The following is a 12,916-nucleotide window of genomic DNA, read 5'->3' on the forward strand; positions in this document are numbered from 1 at the left end:
ACGCAGGCGGCCTATGATGGTTACGAACAAGAGAGGGGAGTTTCTCCCATGAAGACAGGTCTGGTCATCACCGCCCATCCCGGCGATTTCGTCTGGCGCGCCGGCGGCGCGATCGCGCTGCATGCGAAGAAGGGCTATCGCATGAAGATCGTCTGCATGTCCTTTGGCGAGCGCGGCGAGAGCCAGTTCGCCTGGAAGGAGAAGGGCGCGACGCTGGAATCGGTCAAGGCCGGCCGCAAGGACGAAGCGGAGCGCGCGGCAAAACTGCTCGGCGCGGAGATCGAGTTCTTCGATTGCGGCGATTATCCTCTCAAGCTCACCGAGGCGCATTTCGACCGCATGGTCGACATCTATCGCGAGCTTAATCCCAGTTTCGTGCTGACCCACGCGCTGGAAGACCCCTATAATTTCGACCATCCCAACGCGGCGCATTTCGCGCAGGAGACCCGCGTGGTCGCGCAGGCGATGGGTCACAAGCCCGGCGCGCAGTACAAATATTCGGCGCCGCCGGTGTTCCTGTTCGAGCCGCATCAGCCAGAGCAGTGCAATTACAAGCCGGATCTGCTCCTCAAGATCGACGAGGTCTGGAAGGAGAAGTACGAGGCGTTCCAGATTCTCGCTGCGCAAAAACACCTCTGGGGCTATTACGAGCGGGTCGCGCTCAACCGTGGTATTCAGGGCAGCCGCAACACCGGCGTGCCCATGACTTATGGCGAGGCCTATCAGCGCCTGTTCCCGACGGTTGCGGAGGAGCTGGCATGAAGCCGGTCGTCGTTCGCAACATTGAGCGGGCCGATCCCGCCGACATGGCCGAGTACGGTGTTTCGACCGTGCACGAGGCTTACGGCCGCATCGGCCTGATGAAGCCCTATCTGCGTCCGGTCTGGTCTGGTGCGTCGATTGCGGGGCCCGCCGTCACGGTGCTGGCGCAGCCCGGCGACAATTGGATGATCCATGTCGCGGTCGAGCAGTGCAAAAAGGGCGACATCCTCGTCGTCGGCTGCACCACCGACAATACCGACGGCATGTTCGGCGAATTGCTGGCGACCTCGCTGCAGGCACGTGGCGTGCAGGGGTTGATCATCGATGCCGGTTGCCGCGACGTCAAAGCGCTGCACGAGATGGAGTTTCCGGTGTGGTCGCGTGCGGTGTCGGCCAAGGGCACAGTCAAGGCGACGCTCGGCTCGGTCAACGTCTCCGTCGTTTGCGCCGGCGTCAATGTCGACCCCGGCGATATCGTCGTCGCCGATGACGATGGCGTCGTGGTGGTCCCGAAGCGCTATGCCGCCGAGGTCGCCGAGAAGGCGAGGAAGCGCAACGCGGACGAGGGCGGCAAGCGCACGCGCCTTGCCTTGGGCGAACTGGGCCTCGACATGTACGGCATGCGCGAAGCGCTGGCGAAGGCCGGGCTCGTCTATGTCGACAATACCGAGGATGTCTAGAGCAACGGTGGGAGCGGGTGGATGGATCGTCTCAAGCTGAAGGCCGTGCTCGGTAGCCACCCCCACGTGCAGGCGGTGAAGGGCGGCGAACTCCGCTCCGATCTTTTCGATCTCGACTTCATCGCGTACACGCCGACCAACACCGCGTTCAAGCCGATGGTGCGGGAGCAGGCCTTCGAGGTCTGCGAGATGGCGATCGTCACCTATCTGATGGCGAAGGCGCACGGCAAGCCGCTGGTGCTGCTGCCGGCGACCATGCTCGGGCGCTTCCAGCATTCCTATGCGCTGTACAATCCCGCACGGGGAATGCTCGGGCCGTCCGATCTCGAAGGCAAGCGCGTCGGCATCCGCTCGTTCACGACCACGACCGGCGCCTGGATCAGGGGCATCCTCGCCAACGACTATGGCGTCAATCTCGACACGATCCGCTGGATCACCTTCGAGGATCCGCACGTGGCCGAATATGTCGACACCACCGAGCGCGCCCCGAAGGACAAGAAGATCCTGCAGATGCTGCTCGACGGTGAGCTCGACGCCGTCCTCGGCGAGACCTGTGACAATCCCAAGCTGAAGCCGCTCTTCTCCGATCCAGCCGCGGAGGCCGCCAGATGGTACGCGAGGCGCGGCGTCGTCCCGGTCAATCACCTCGTGGTCGTGACCGAGCAACTTGCGAAATCGCGGCCCGACGTCGTTGTGGGCGTTTATGATCTGCTCAAGCGGAACAAGGAGCAGGCGGGAGCAGTGGCAACGCCTGACCTTGTCCCGTTCGGGATCGAGGCCAACCGGAAGCCGCTGGAGCTGATCGTCGACTACGCATTCCAGCAGGCGCTGATCCCGCGCCGCTATGCTGTCGAGGAGCTGTTCGACGAGACGACACGAGGATTGAACTGATGGTGGATCCGAAACGATGGCAGATCGGGCTGGTTGGCTACGGCGAAGTCGGCAAAATCTTGGCCGAGGATTTGCGCCAGCAGGACATCAAGGTCTCGGCTTATGACATCAAGCTCGGGGGCGAGCAGGGCGCGCCGCTGAAGGAGCATGCGGCGAAACACGGTGTGGCGCTTGCGGCCTCGCACGCCGAGTTGACGGCGAAATCGGACTTCATCATCTCCGCGGTCACCGCCAGCCAGGCCGTGCCGGTGGCGAAGGCCTGCGCCGCTGCGATCAACCAGGGTAACTGGTTCCTTGATTTCAATTCGGCCTCTCCGGGCGCCAAGCAGCGCGCTGCTGCGCTGATCGACGGCGGAGGCGGCCGCTATGTCGAGGGTGCGGTGATGACCTCGGTGCCGCCGTATCGCATCAAGGTGCCGCTGCTGCTCGGCGGCCCCGGCGCGAGAGAGATCGAGCCGCTGCTCAACACCATCGGCTTTGCCGCCAAGGTCGCGAGCGACAAGCTCGGCGTGTCCTCCGCGGTGAAGATGTGCCGCAGCATCTTGATCAAGGGCCTGGAGGCGATGGTCATCGAGAGTTTTACGACCGCGCGTGCCTATGGGGTCGAGGATGCGGTGTTGGCCTCGCTCGCGGAGACGTTCCCCGGGATCAACTGGGAGAAGCAGGGCGCCTATTTCTTCCAGCGCGTGATCGAGCACGGTCGCCGGCGCGCCGAGGAGGTGCGTGAGGTCGCCGAGACCGTGCGTGAGGCGGGACTGACACCATGGTCCGCGCAGGGCACGGCAGAGCGTCAGGCCTGGGTGGCTGACCTTGCTGATGAAGGTCTGTTCGGCGTCAGGGGCACGGCGGAGTTCGCGCGCAGCGCTGATTGGCGTACCGAGGCAGATCGAATCCTGAGCAAGATCAAACGCTGACGCCGAACGCGTGGGTTGAGCTCAAAACCCTGTCGCTGTCGCGATAGTTCGAGATTTCGTCACGGGCGAGCTCGATCAGGTCGACCAGGCGCTTGGCCTCGCGGACGACTTGCTCCTTGGCGGGCGCGGTGCGGAACTCGGTGAGAATCATGCGGATGCACTTGTCGGCGGTATCCAGCGTCCAGAGCGCGCGGGTCATGTCGTCCTGCGTGTGGATCGCCGAGATATCGAGGCCAGATAGGACTTCGCCAATACCATTCAGTCGCTTGACGGCGGTTTCAGCCGGCGAGTTGGCCCGAATGGAGCGATAATCGATGCTACTGAATGCGCTGAACATATACATACTTCCCCACTGAACAGCTCGTTCAGTGCGTCCCCTTAGTATGATCCGGACGACCCGTTGCGCAATGCGCACAGCTACGGTCCGGGATTCTACCGGGCTCGGATCTGGGGACGTATCGGCCGTGAATCGGTACGAAACGGTCCGACGATCAGCCGTGTTCCCGACGATTTTACCGTTGGAGAGTCGACCGGAAACGCGTTCAGGCCCCAGGCCGGAACAGAGTGGGCCGCTGCCGTGCAAACGTCTGTCGGCCCTCCTTGAAGCCCATCATGACGTCGGGCAGCTCGGCGATGGCGAAGCGGCTGTCTTGCGTATCAAGCACGATGAGATCGGCGGGATTGCCGACCTTGATGCCGTAATCGTCGAGGTTCATCAGCCGCGCGGGCAGCTCGGTCACGAGATCGAGGCAGGTGTCGAAATCCCCGACCGAAGCGTGTGCGACATTGGCGTAGAAGTTCGCCATCCGCAGCAATGAGGCGTCGCCAAACGGGGTGAAGGGATTGAGGACGTTGTTGGTCGCGACCGAGCAAACCACGCCGTCGCCCGCGAGCTTGTGGGCGAGGGTCAGCCCGCGCGGAGCGTTGTGGGTGGCTTCGCGCCCCATGAGATAGAGATCGGTCGCGGGCAGCACGGTGACGGCGACGCCGGCTCTTGCCAGTTGTGCGGTGGCAGCCTTCATCCGTTCGGGCGGCAATGCCGAGAGCTTTGTCGCATGGCCGATCGCGACGCGGCCGTGATAGTTGCGCCGCTCGGTCTGGCGGCAGACCTCGTCGAGATGCCACCAGGAGGGATCGAGATCGAAATCCAGATGGAGGTCGACGTCGACGTCGAATTCCTGGGCGAGGTCGAAGATGCGCGCAACATGCGCGGTCGGATCGGTGTCGGTATAGGGACAGCCGCCGATCGTCTCGCCGCCGTCGCGTAGCGCCCGGACCAGCAGCTCCTCGGCTCCGGGATCGTTGGTGAGCCCCTCCTGCGGGAACACGCAGAGCGACAGGTCGAGGGCCCACGCATAGTCGCGCTTCAGCGCCTTCACCGCCTCGAAGCTGCGCAGGCCGATCCGCGGATCGATTTCCACATGCGTGCGCATGTGCGTCGTGCCGTGCACGATCGCGCGTTCGAGCACCTTGGCGCCGCGGGCGTAGACGTCCTCGACGGTGAAGTCGCGTTTCATCGCCGATACGGCTCGGATGGCGTCACTGAGACTGCCGTGATCGTGGCCGCAGCGGTCGAGCAGGCAGGCCTTGTCGAGATGGATGTGGGTGTCGACGAAGCCGGGCAGGGCGAGGTGACCGCCGATATCGACCTCGACCGCTTCGCAGGCGAGCTTTGGCGCGATCGCGGCGATCCGGCCGGCTTTCACGCCGATGTCGACGGGCGCGGCGGATGACCGCAACAGCGCGTTACGGAAGATCAGGTCGAAGGCGGGCTGGGTGATCATGGTTCTTACGGACGGAATTTCGAGCAATCAGCGGGGATCGGCGGCTCCAGATTGTCGGCAGTGTAGCGAGGCAAATGTTCAAAATATATGCATGGATTCCGTGACCGTGGCGGTAGTATCTCGCGAACCGGGGAGAGCCTGCCATGTCCGTTGCCGCCAGAGCCGAAACTGCTCATTTGTCCGACGCCGCGATCGTGGAGGCCTATCTCACGGCATCGATGATTCCCGATCCCGACGCTGCGGCGACCTATATGGCGCCGGGCACCGTGATCACCTTCACCGGCGGGCGCGAGTTCGATCATCCGCGCGGCCCGACCGGCTTCAACGCCAAGCGCTACCGCTGGGTCAAGAAGAAGATGGACCGGTTCGACGTCTGCCCCGGCGACGGCGAGACCGTGGTTTACAGCGTCGGCACGCTCTACGGCGAATGGAAGGATGGGACCCCGTTCGAGGGCAACCGTTACGTCGACCGCTTCGTTGTGCGCAATGGCAAGATCACCAGGATGGATGTCTGGAACGATAGCGCCGAGCGCATCCTGGTCCAGCGCGGCATCGACGCGTAAGGTCCGTCACGCCACAGGCGGAGCCGAACGGCCGCTCGTCATATCGAAAGCTGCGATAGCTGATAGGCGCTAGCCTGTCTGGCGGCCGTCGCGCCCCTGCGCTATCAAGTTCCGCGATTGCGCCCGGCATGGAGGCGCGAGCCCCCTCTAGGAGCAGCCGATGCGTCTACCCACCGTTATCCTGGCCCTCACATGTCTTGCCGGCGCAGCCTCAGCCGAAGATCTGTCGGGCACGCTCCAGAAGGTCAAGGAGACCAAGAAGATCACCCTGGGCTATCAGGAGGCCTCGGTCCCGTTCAGCTATCTGGACGGCGACCAGAAGCCGGTCGGTTTTGCCATGGAGATCTGCCTGAGGATCGTCGATGCCGTGAAGAAGCAGCTGGGCATGCCCGACATCGCCGTCGACACGCTCGCGGTGACCTCGTCGAACCGGATCCCGCTGATGGTCAACGGCACGCTCGACCTGCACTGCTCGGCGACCACCAACAACGCCGATCGCCAGAAGCAGGTCGCCTTCACCAACACGCATTTCCTCAGTGCGACCCGATTTGCAGCCAAGAAGGCCACGAAGATCAACACCATCGACGATCTCAAGGGCAAGGCGGTCACGGCCGTGGCCGGCTCGGTCAACCTGACGCAGCTCGCCAAGGTCAATACGGAACGCAATCTCGGCATCAGCCTGATGCCGGCGAAGGACCAGGCCGAGGCCTTCCTGCTCTTGGAAACCGACCGCGCCCAGGCCTACGCACTCGACGACGTGCAACTCGCGGTCGCGATCGCGCGCTCGAAGGAGCCGCAAGCCTTCATGATCAGCGAGGAGGCGTTCTCCAAGCCGGAGCCCTACGGCATCATGCTGCGGCGGGAGGATGCGCCGTTCAAGGCGCTCGCCGACCGTGCGACTGCGGAGCTCTATGCAAGCCCGGAGATCGAGGTGCTCTACAAGAAATGGCTGCAGTCCCCGACGCCGCCGAACGGCCTCAACTACAACGTCCCGATGTCGCCCGCCCTGCGCAACGCCTTCAAGAAACCGAGCTGGAGCGCAGATCCGGACGTGTATCTGGCGAACTGAGGCGAGGGCGCCGAGGCGCGCGGGAAACGACCCGCGCGCTCTCGGCGAACACCGGATCTACGCGTTCGAATATTTCTTCAGCTCGAACCGGGCGATCTGGTTTCGGTGCACCTCATCCGGTCCATCGGCAAGCCGCAGCAAACGCGCGGTCGCATAGGCCTGGGTCAAACCGAAATCGTTCGAGGTGCCGCCGCCGCCATGGGCCTGGATCGCCCAGTCGATGATCTGGCAGGCCATGTTGGGCACCGCGACCTTGATCATTGCGATCTCGGCCTTCGCCACCTTGTTGCCGACCGTGTCCATCGCGTAGGCCGCATTCAGCGTCAGCAGCCGGGCTTGCTCGATCATGATGCGGGATTCCGCGATGCGCTCTTGCGTCACCGTTTGCTCGGAGACCGGCTTGCCGAAGGCGACGCGGCTGCGCACGCGGCGGCACATCTTCTCCAGCGTGCGTTCGGCAAGGCCGATCAGCCGCATGCAATGGTGGATGCGGCCGGGGCCGAGGCGGCCCTGCGCGATCTCGAAGCCGCGGCCTTCGCCGAGCAGCATGTTCTCCTTGGGGACCCGCACATTGGTGAAGACGACTTCGGACGCCCGGTCAGGCACGCCGTAGAAGCCGAACACGGGCAGGGGGCGTTTCACCTCGATGCCAGGCGTGTCCATCGGCACCAGGATCATCGATTGCTGCTTGTGGCGGTCCGGATTGTCAGGATCGGTCTTGCCCATGAAGATGCAGATCTTGCAGCGCGGGTCGGTCGCATTGGTCGTGTACCATTTGCGGCCGTTGATGACGTAATGGTCGCCGTCACGCAGGATCGAACTCTCGATGTTGGTCGCATCGGATGAGGCGACCGCAGGCTCCGTCATGGCGAAGCAGGAGCGGATTTCGCCTGCGAGCAGCGGCTTCAGCCAACGCTCCTTGTCCGTCTCCGAACCGTAGCGCTCCAGCACCTCCATGTTGCCGGTATCGGGCGCCGAGCAGTTGAACACTTCGGGCGCCAGATGCGATCGGCCCATCACCTCGCAGAGCGGCGCGTATTCGAGATTGGTCAGGCCTGCGCCATGGCCGGACTCCGGCAGGAACAGATTCCAGAGACCTTCCGCACGCGCCAGCGGCTTCAACTCCTCGACGACGGGATAGACCTTCCAGGGCCCCAGCTCTTCCGCCTCGCGATAGAAGCGCTCCTCGTTCGGGTAGATGTGCCGGTCCATGAAGCTCTCGAGCTTGCGCTTGAGTTCGACGACTTTTGGCGACATCGGGTAAAGCATCTCTGGTCTCCTTATTGATCGGCGGCAGGATCAGCCGATTTCGAGATAATCCGGGCCGGGCAATTCCGGGAAGGGCGCCGTCGGCAGCGTCTGATACCAGAACGCGACGGAGGCGATGTCGTCCTGCAGCGGAAGGTATTTGGCCTCCTTGGTGCCCGACAACCAGCCCAGCGCCTGGATCGTCAAACGCAGATCGGAGCGGAAGCGCACGGGATCGGGGATGTGCCAGCGATACATGCCGAAGCGTTGCTGCGATTTGTAGACGCCGTCGGGGCGGATCACCTGGGGCAGGCCGGCATAGGGCGTGGTGAATTCCTGGTAGCGCGATTGCTGGCCCTGGCCGGAATGGGCGACATAGGGATCGAAATTATAGGCACCGCAGAAATAGTCCTCGGTGCCGGTGCCGCAGATCGTCGGGAAGTGACCGTCGCCGTCGATGAAGAACTTGATTTCGCCTTCGCCCCACCAGCCGTTGTTGTTGACACCCCAGGCCATGTAGGTGCCGACATAGTGGCCCGCGCCGCTGATGCCGTCGAGGATGGTATAGACCTCCTTGTAAGGCAGCGGGTTGGTGCGGCGGAATTGGGCATGGAAGTAGGCGCAGTCCTCCGGCACGTCGGTCAGGGTGTAGTTGATCTGGTAGTAGACGGTGAGTTGCTCCTCGCTGCGGTTCTCGAGCGTGAAGCGCGCGCGCTTGCGAAACGGCATCTCCCAATAGCAGTTGAAGGCGCGGCCGGGATTGACGCAGACCGCGAGGGAGGACACCTGCGCGAACTCTTCCCATCCGCAGGCGAAGAAATCGCCGGCCGGGCACTCGACGCTCGGCAGCGTTTGGTCGTCCCAGTAGATGCGCAGGATCGAATGCCGCAGCCGTCCGCGCGCCAGCGTCATCCAGATCTGCTGGATCGCGCCTTGCCCGGCGATGTCGCCGAGCGTGAAGGTCGTGCCCGGTTCGATGACGACGTAGGGCGAGACCTTCCAGCCCTGTCCGAGATCGCGGGCCTGGCGGGCGGCGGGGCCATCGACGGACATGCCGCCCTTGCCCTTCTCGCCGGTGAAGTTCTCGGGGCTGATCGAACGCGTCTGCGCGTTCGACAGGCGCGACAGATTGCCGAGATGCAGGCCCAATCCGGAAAACGCCATGATGTCCTCGATGCGGGGTTAGCGACCTCCCGATATATCGTCGCTGAATTGACCAAAAGGTGAAGATGATGGCGTCAGGGAAGACGACCGATGTCCGCCTTCGTAGCCCGGATTGCGCTGCGCTCCATCCGGGCTACAAGGTCGACGCCTCTGCGCGCGGCTCACGCGACGCGATACTCCCTGAACTTCTCGCGCAGAGCCGATTTCAACACCTTGCCGGTCCCCGTCATCGGGAATTCGTCGAGGAATTCGACCGCGTCCGGCATCCACCAGCTCGCGATTTTCGGGCGCATATGGTCGAGCAGCGTCTTGCCGTCGACGGTCGCGCCCTTCTTGCGGACGACGAGGAGGAGGGGACGCTCCTGCCATTTCTCATGGTTGATCGCGACCACGGCTGCCTGAAGCACGTCGGGGTGAGACAAGGCGACGTCCTCGAGCTGGATCGAGGAGATCCATTCGCCGCCGGACTTGATCACGTCCTTGGAGCGGTCGGTGAGCGTGACGTGGCCCTGTGGGTCGATCACCGCCATGTCGCCGGTGATCAGCCAGCCGTCGCGGTCGAGCCCTTCGTCTAGCTTCATGTAGCCGGAGGCGACCCAGGGGCCACGGGCGCGCAAATGGCCGACGGACTTGCCGTCGCGTGGCAACTCGGCGCCGCTGTCGTCGACGATGCGCAAGCTCGTGCCGAAGCAGGCGCGGCCAGATACCTGGCGCCGGTCGAACCTCTCCTTGTCGCCGAGATGCTCCGAGCCGGGCCTTAAGCCCGGCATCGAGCAGCCGAGCGCCTCGGTCATGCCCCATGCCTGGATGTAGTCGATATGGTAGTCGCGCTTCAGTTTCTCGACCATGGCGCGCGGCGGCGCCGAGCCCGACGACAACGTTGCCCGCAGCGTGGAGAATTTGTTGCCGGTGCGGCCCAGCCAGTCGAGCAGGATCAGCCAGAAGCTCGGCACGCCCGCCGACAGCGTCACCTTCTCGCCTTCGAGCAATTCATAGAGCTTGTCGGGCTCGTAGTTGCGGCCGGGCAGCACCAGCTTCGATCCGGTGTAGGGAGCCGTGAACGGCATGTTCCAGCCATTGCCATGGAAGAGCGGCGCCATCGGCATCATCACCTCGCGCACGCCTTCGACATGTCCCGGCAGGAAGTCGAAATTGCAGCAGGTCATGGTCTGCAGGATCGCGGCACGGTGCGAATAGATCACGCCCTTGGGATTGCCGGTCGTGCCCGACGTGTAGCAGATGGTGGAGGCGGACTTCTCGTCGAACTCCGGCCAGGTGAAGCCGGCCTCGTTCTCCTTGTCGAGAAGCTCCTCGTAGCAATGCACGTTGGCGAGCTTGGTCTCGGGCATCCGCTCGCGCGACGACATCACGACATAAGCTTCGATCGTCTTGAGCTGCGGCGCGATCGCCTCGACGATCGGCAGCGTGGCGCGGTCGATGAACAGCAGGCGGTCTTCGGCGTGGTTGATGATGTAGACGAGCTGCTCGGGAAACAGCCGCGGGTTGACGGTGTGCAGCACATAGCCCATGCCCGGCGCGGCATAGAACATCTCGAAATGACGATGCGTATTCCAGGCCAGCGTGCCGACGCGATCGCCCGGATTCATGCCGAGCCGCTTCAGCGCCAGCGCCATGCGCTTGATGCGCGGATGGGCATCGGCATAAGTGTAGCGATGAATGTCGCCCTCGATCTCGCGCGCGACGATCTCGGCTTCGCCGTGATAGTCCGCGGCATACTGGATCAGGCCGCTGATCAGAAGCGGCATGTCCATCATCAATCCCTGCATGGTCTCCTCCACGGCCACGTCGTTGCGTGGCGTTGCGCTTGTGATTTGTGCGCGAGGTTAGCGGAACGTCACGCGGCGTTCACGCAAAAAACATTGGACGCGATTGCATGCGTCACTTTTTCAGGGCTAACTGATCCGAGCTGCCGGCGAAGCAGCGTTCTCCGTGGAGGAAATGCATGTCAGCGGAAAGACACAAGACCGGTGCAGCCGGCGAACCTACCGTTGATATTGCAGCCCTCCGCGCGCGCTACCGTGACGAGCGCGACCGCCGTTTGCGTGCCGAGGGCAAGGCTCAGTATGTCGAGGTAACAGGGGAATTCGGCCGCTACCTCGACGACCCCTGGGCCGATCCCGGATTTGCGCGCGCACCTGTCAGTGAAGAGACTGAAGTGCTCGTCGTCGGTGGCGGCTTTGGCGGGCTTCTCTGTGCCGCGCGTCTGCGCGAGGCCGGCATCGATGATTTCCGTATCGTGGAAAAGGCTGCGGACTTCGGCGGCACCTGGTACTGGAATCGCTATCCCGGCGCGGCCTGCGATACCGAGAGCTACATCTACCTGCCGCTGCTGGAAGAGACCGGCTACAAGCCGGTGCGCAAATATGCGCGCGCCCCGGAGATCTACGAGCACTCCCGCCGCATCGGCCGCCATTTCGATCTCTACGATCGCGCGCTGTTTCAGACCGTCATCTCGCGGATGGCATGGCAGGAGCAGGAGGCGCGATGGCTGGTCGAGACCGATCGGGGCGATCGCATCCGTGCACGCTTCGTCATTCTCGCCGGAGGTCCGCTCAGCAGACCGAAGCTGCCGGGCATTCCAGGCATCGAGACCTTCAAAGGTCACAGCTTCCATACCAGTCGTTGGGATTACGGCTATACCGGCGGCAATGCGGATGGTGGACTGACCGGACTTGCCGACAAGCGCGTCGGAATCATCGGCACCGGCGCCACCGCCGTGCAATGCGTGCCGCATCTCGGCCGCGCTGCGAAGGAGCTCTATGTCTTCCAGCGCACGCCGTCAGCGATTGGCGTGCGTGACGACCGGTCGACGGATCAAGACTGGGCGCAGAGCCTCAAGCCCGGCTGGCAGCGCGAGCGCATGGACAATTTCACTGCCGTGATCTCCGGCGAGCCGGTCGAACGGGACCTGGTGCAGGACGGCTGGACCGGCCTGCTCGGCGAGATCCTGCTGGCGCCGCGTCGTCAGCCGCAGCCGGTGACCTCGATGGAAGAGGCACTGAAGGTCATCGAGCAGGCCGACTACCGCAAGATGGAGGAGATCCGCGCCCGCGTCGATGCGGTGGTCAAGGACACGGCGACCGCGGACGCGCTCAAGCCGTGGTACAAGGCGTTCTGCAAGCGGCCGTGCTTCCACGACGAATATCTCGATGTCTTCAATCGTCCCAACGTGCATCTCGTCGACACCAAAGGGCAGGGTGTCGATCGCATCACCGAGAACGCCGTCATGGCCGGCGGCAAGGCTTACGAGCTCGACTGCCTGATCTATGCCAGCGGCTTCGAGGTCGGCACCGACTATGCCCGCCGCATGGGCTTCGAGGTCTACGGCCGCGACGGCATGAGCCTGACCGAGCGCTGGCAGGGCGGCGTCAAGACGATGCATGGGTTCTACAGCCGCGGCTTTCCGAACTGCTTCCTGATCGTCACGGTGCAGGCCGGCCAGAGCGCTAACTTCCCCCACATCATCGACGAGCAGTCACAGCACATCGCCTATGTGATCGCCGAAGCGCGCAAGCGCAAAGCCCGAACGCTGGAGCCGACGCTGGCCGCGGAAAACGCCTGGGTCGAGGAGGTCGTCAAGGCCGCGCTCGGCCGCCAGACCTATCTCGCCGAATGCACGCCCGGTTACTACAACAACGAGGGCGTGTTCGATCCGATCGCGGCAAGAAACAGCCAATATTGGCGCGGGCCGGTGGCCTTCCTGCGGCTGCTCGACAAATGGCGGAAGGAAGGCAATCTGGACGGCCTCGAATTGTCCTATGATCAGGCCATGGAGTCGGCGCGTTCCTCCGGGTAAGGTTGCGCCGATCGGTTACAGGAC

Annotated in this window: 12 protein-coding genes; 7 read left to right on the forward strand and 5 right to left on the reverse strand. The window is 63.6% G+C overall.

The window, feature by feature from the left end:
- Positions 1–48: 48 nt before the first annotated feature.
- Genes IC66_RS0100930 through IC66_RS0100945 form a run of 4 tightly spaced genes read left to right on the forward strand, consistent with a single transcriptional unit; the run spans position 49 to position 3,247 of the window.
- Complete coding sequence (locus IC66_RS0100930) at positions 49–762, forward strand: PIG-L deacetylase family protein (RefSeq protein ID WP_027517331.1); 714 nt, start codon at positions 49–51, stop codon at positions 760–762.
- On the forward strand, positions 759–1,442 hold the full coding sequence (locus IC66_RS0100935; RefSeq protein ID WP_038946345.1) for a 4-carboxy-4-hydroxy-2-oxoadipate aldolase/oxaloacetate decarboxylase: 684 nt from the start codon (positions 759–761) through the stop codon (positions 1,440–1,442). Before IC66_RS0100930 ends, IC66_RS0100935 begins: the two co-directional genes overlap by 4 nt.
- 21 nt (positions 1,443–1,463) lie before the next feature.
- Entirely contained in the window at positions 1,464–2,333 is an 870-nt protein-coding gene (locus IC66_RS0100940) for a hypothetical protein (protein WP_038946346.1), read from the forward strand.
- Positions 2,333–3,247 carry a DUF1932 domain-containing protein gene (locus IC66_RS0100945; RefSeq protein WP_038946347.1) on the forward strand — a complete coding sequence of 305 codons (915 nt, stop codon included), beginning with the start codon at positions 2,333–2,335 and terminating at the stop codon, positions 3,245–3,247. The genes IC66_RS0100940 and IC66_RS0100945 overlap by 1 nt, the downstream gene beginning before the upstream one ends.
- Here the strand turns inward: IC66_RS0100945 and IC66_RS0100950 are convergent.
- Both IC66_RS0100950 and IC66_RS0100955 read right to left on the reverse strand, forming a co-directional pair.
- Entirely contained in the window at positions 3,237–3,584 is a 348-nt protein-coding gene (locus tag IC66_RS0100950; RefSeq protein WP_038970964.1) for a hypothetical protein, read from the reverse strand. The two genes, IC66_RS0100945 and IC66_RS0100950, sit on opposite strands and share 11 nt — an antisense overlap.
- A 205-nt stretch (positions 3,585–3,789) precedes the next feature.
- Positions 3,790–5,031: an amidohydrolase family protein gene (locus IC66_RS0100955; protein ID WP_038946351.1), complete on the reverse strand. Its 1,242-nt coding sequence runs from the start codon at positions 5,029–5,031 to the stop codon at positions 3,790–3,792.
- 143 nt (positions 5,032–5,174) lie between these two features.
- On the opposite strand from IC66_RS0100955, the gene IC66_RS0100960 reads away from it, so the two are divergent.
- Together IC66_RS0100960 and IC66_RS0100965 are read left to right on the forward strand one after the other, a co-directional pair.
- Positions 5,175–5,594 carry a nuclear transport factor 2 family protein gene (locus IC66_RS0100960; protein ID WP_038946352.1) on the forward strand — a complete coding sequence of 140 codons (420 nt, stop codon included), beginning with the start codon at positions 5,175–5,177 and terminating at the stop codon, positions 5,592–5,594.
- Positions 5,595–5,754: 160 nt separating this feature from the next.
- The gene (locus IC66_RS0100965; RefSeq protein ID WP_038946353.1) at positions 5,755–6,663 is read left to right on the forward strand and encodes an amino acid ABC transporter substrate-binding protein; all 909 of its coding nucleotides are present in this window, start codon (positions 5,755–5,757) and stop codon (positions 6,661–6,663) included.
- Positions 6,664–6,720: 57 nt separating this feature from the next.
- On the opposite strand, the gene IC66_RS0100970 is transcribed toward IC66_RS0100965, so the two are convergent.
- From IC66_RS0100970 to IC66_RS0100980, 3 genes are all read right to left on the reverse strand, one after another.
- Positions 6,721–7,932, reverse strand: coding sequence for an acyl-CoA dehydrogenase family protein (locus tag IC66_RS0100970; RefSeq protein WP_028145212.1), 1,212 nt, complete (start codon positions 7,930–7,932; stop codon positions 6,721–6,723).
- Between the two features lie 30 nt (positions 7,933–7,962).
- Positions 7,963–9,075 carry a glycoside hydrolase family 172 protein gene (locus IC66_RS0100975; RefSeq protein ID WP_028145211.1) on the reverse strand — a complete coding sequence of 371 codons (1,113 nt, stop codon included), beginning with the start codon at positions 9,073–9,075 and terminating at the stop codon, positions 7,963–7,965.
- A 161-nt stretch (positions 9,076–9,236) separates the two neighbouring features.
- On the reverse strand, positions 9,237–10,862 hold the full coding sequence (locus IC66_RS0100980; RefSeq protein ID WP_028145210.1) for a long-chain fatty acid--CoA ligase: 1,626 nt from the start codon (positions 10,860–10,862) through the stop codon (positions 9,237–9,239).
- Positions 10,863–11,038: 176 nt separating this feature from the next.
- Between IC66_RS0100980 and IC66_RS0100985 the strand changes: the two genes are divergently transcribed.
- A complete protein-coding gene (locus IC66_RS0100985; RefSeq protein ID WP_038946355.1) occupies positions 11,039–12,892 on the forward strand; it encodes a flavin-containing monooxygenase in 1,854 nt (617 codons plus the stop codon).
- Positions 12,893–12,916: the final 24 nt, after the last annotated feature.

The sequence above is a fragment of the Bradyrhizobium genomosp. III genome (genome assembly GCF_000261705.1).
In the GTDB taxonomy this organism is placed as follows: Bacteria; Pseudomonadota; Alphaproteobacteria; order Rhizobiales; family Xanthobacteraceae; genus Bradyrhizobium; species Bradyrhizobium ottawaense.

Excerpts from the sequence above, each read along its gene's own strand:
- IC66_RS0100930 (WP_027517331.1), top strand. The coding sequence starts at position 49 with ATGAAGACAGGTCTGGTCATCACCGCCCATCCCGGCGATTTCGTCTGG.
- IC66_RS0100935 (WP_038946345.1), top strand. The coding sequence starts at position 759 with ATGAAGCCGGTCGTCGTTCGCAACATTGAGCGGGCCGATCCCGCCGAC.
- IC66_RS0100940 (WP_038946346.1), top strand. The coding sequence starts at position 1,464 with ATGGATCGTCTCAAGCTGAAGGCCGTGCTCGGTAGCCACCCCCACGTG.
- IC66_RS0100945 (WP_038946347.1), top strand. The coding sequence starts at position 2,333 with ATGGTGGATCCGAAACGATGGCAGATCGGGCTGGTTGGCTACGGCGAA.
- IC66_RS0100950 (WP_038970964.1), bottom strand. The coding sequence starts at position 3,584 with ATGTTCAGCGCATTCAGTAGCATCGATTATCGCTCCATTCGGGCCAAC.
- IC66_RS0100955 (WP_038946351.1), bottom strand. The coding sequence starts at position 5,031 with ATGATCACCCAGCCCGCCTTCGACCTGATCTTCCGTAACGCGCTGTTG.
- IC66_RS0100960 (WP_038946352.1), top strand. The coding sequence starts at position 5,175 with ATGTCCGTTGCCGCCAGAGCCGAAACTGCTCATTTGTCCGACGCCGCG.
- IC66_RS0100965 (WP_038946353.1), top strand. The coding sequence starts at position 5,755 with ATGCGTCTACCCACCGTTATCCTGGCCCTCACATGTCTTGCCGGCGCA.
- IC66_RS0100970 (WP_028145212.1), bottom strand. The coding sequence starts at position 7,932 with ATGCTTTACCCGATGTCGCCAAAAGTCGTCGAACTCAAGCGCAAGCTC.
- IC66_RS0100975 (WP_028145211.1), bottom strand. The coding sequence starts at position 9,075 with ATGGCGTTTTCCGGATTGGGCCTGCATCTCGGCAATCTGTCGCGCCTG.
- IC66_RS0100980 (WP_028145210.1), bottom strand. The coding sequence starts at position 10,862 with ATGCAGGGATTGATGATGGACATGCCGCTTCTGATCAGCGGCCTGATC.
- IC66_RS0100985 (WP_038946355.1), top strand. The coding sequence starts at position 11,039 with ATGTCAGCGGAAAGACACAAGACCGGTGCAGCCGGCGAACCTACCGTT.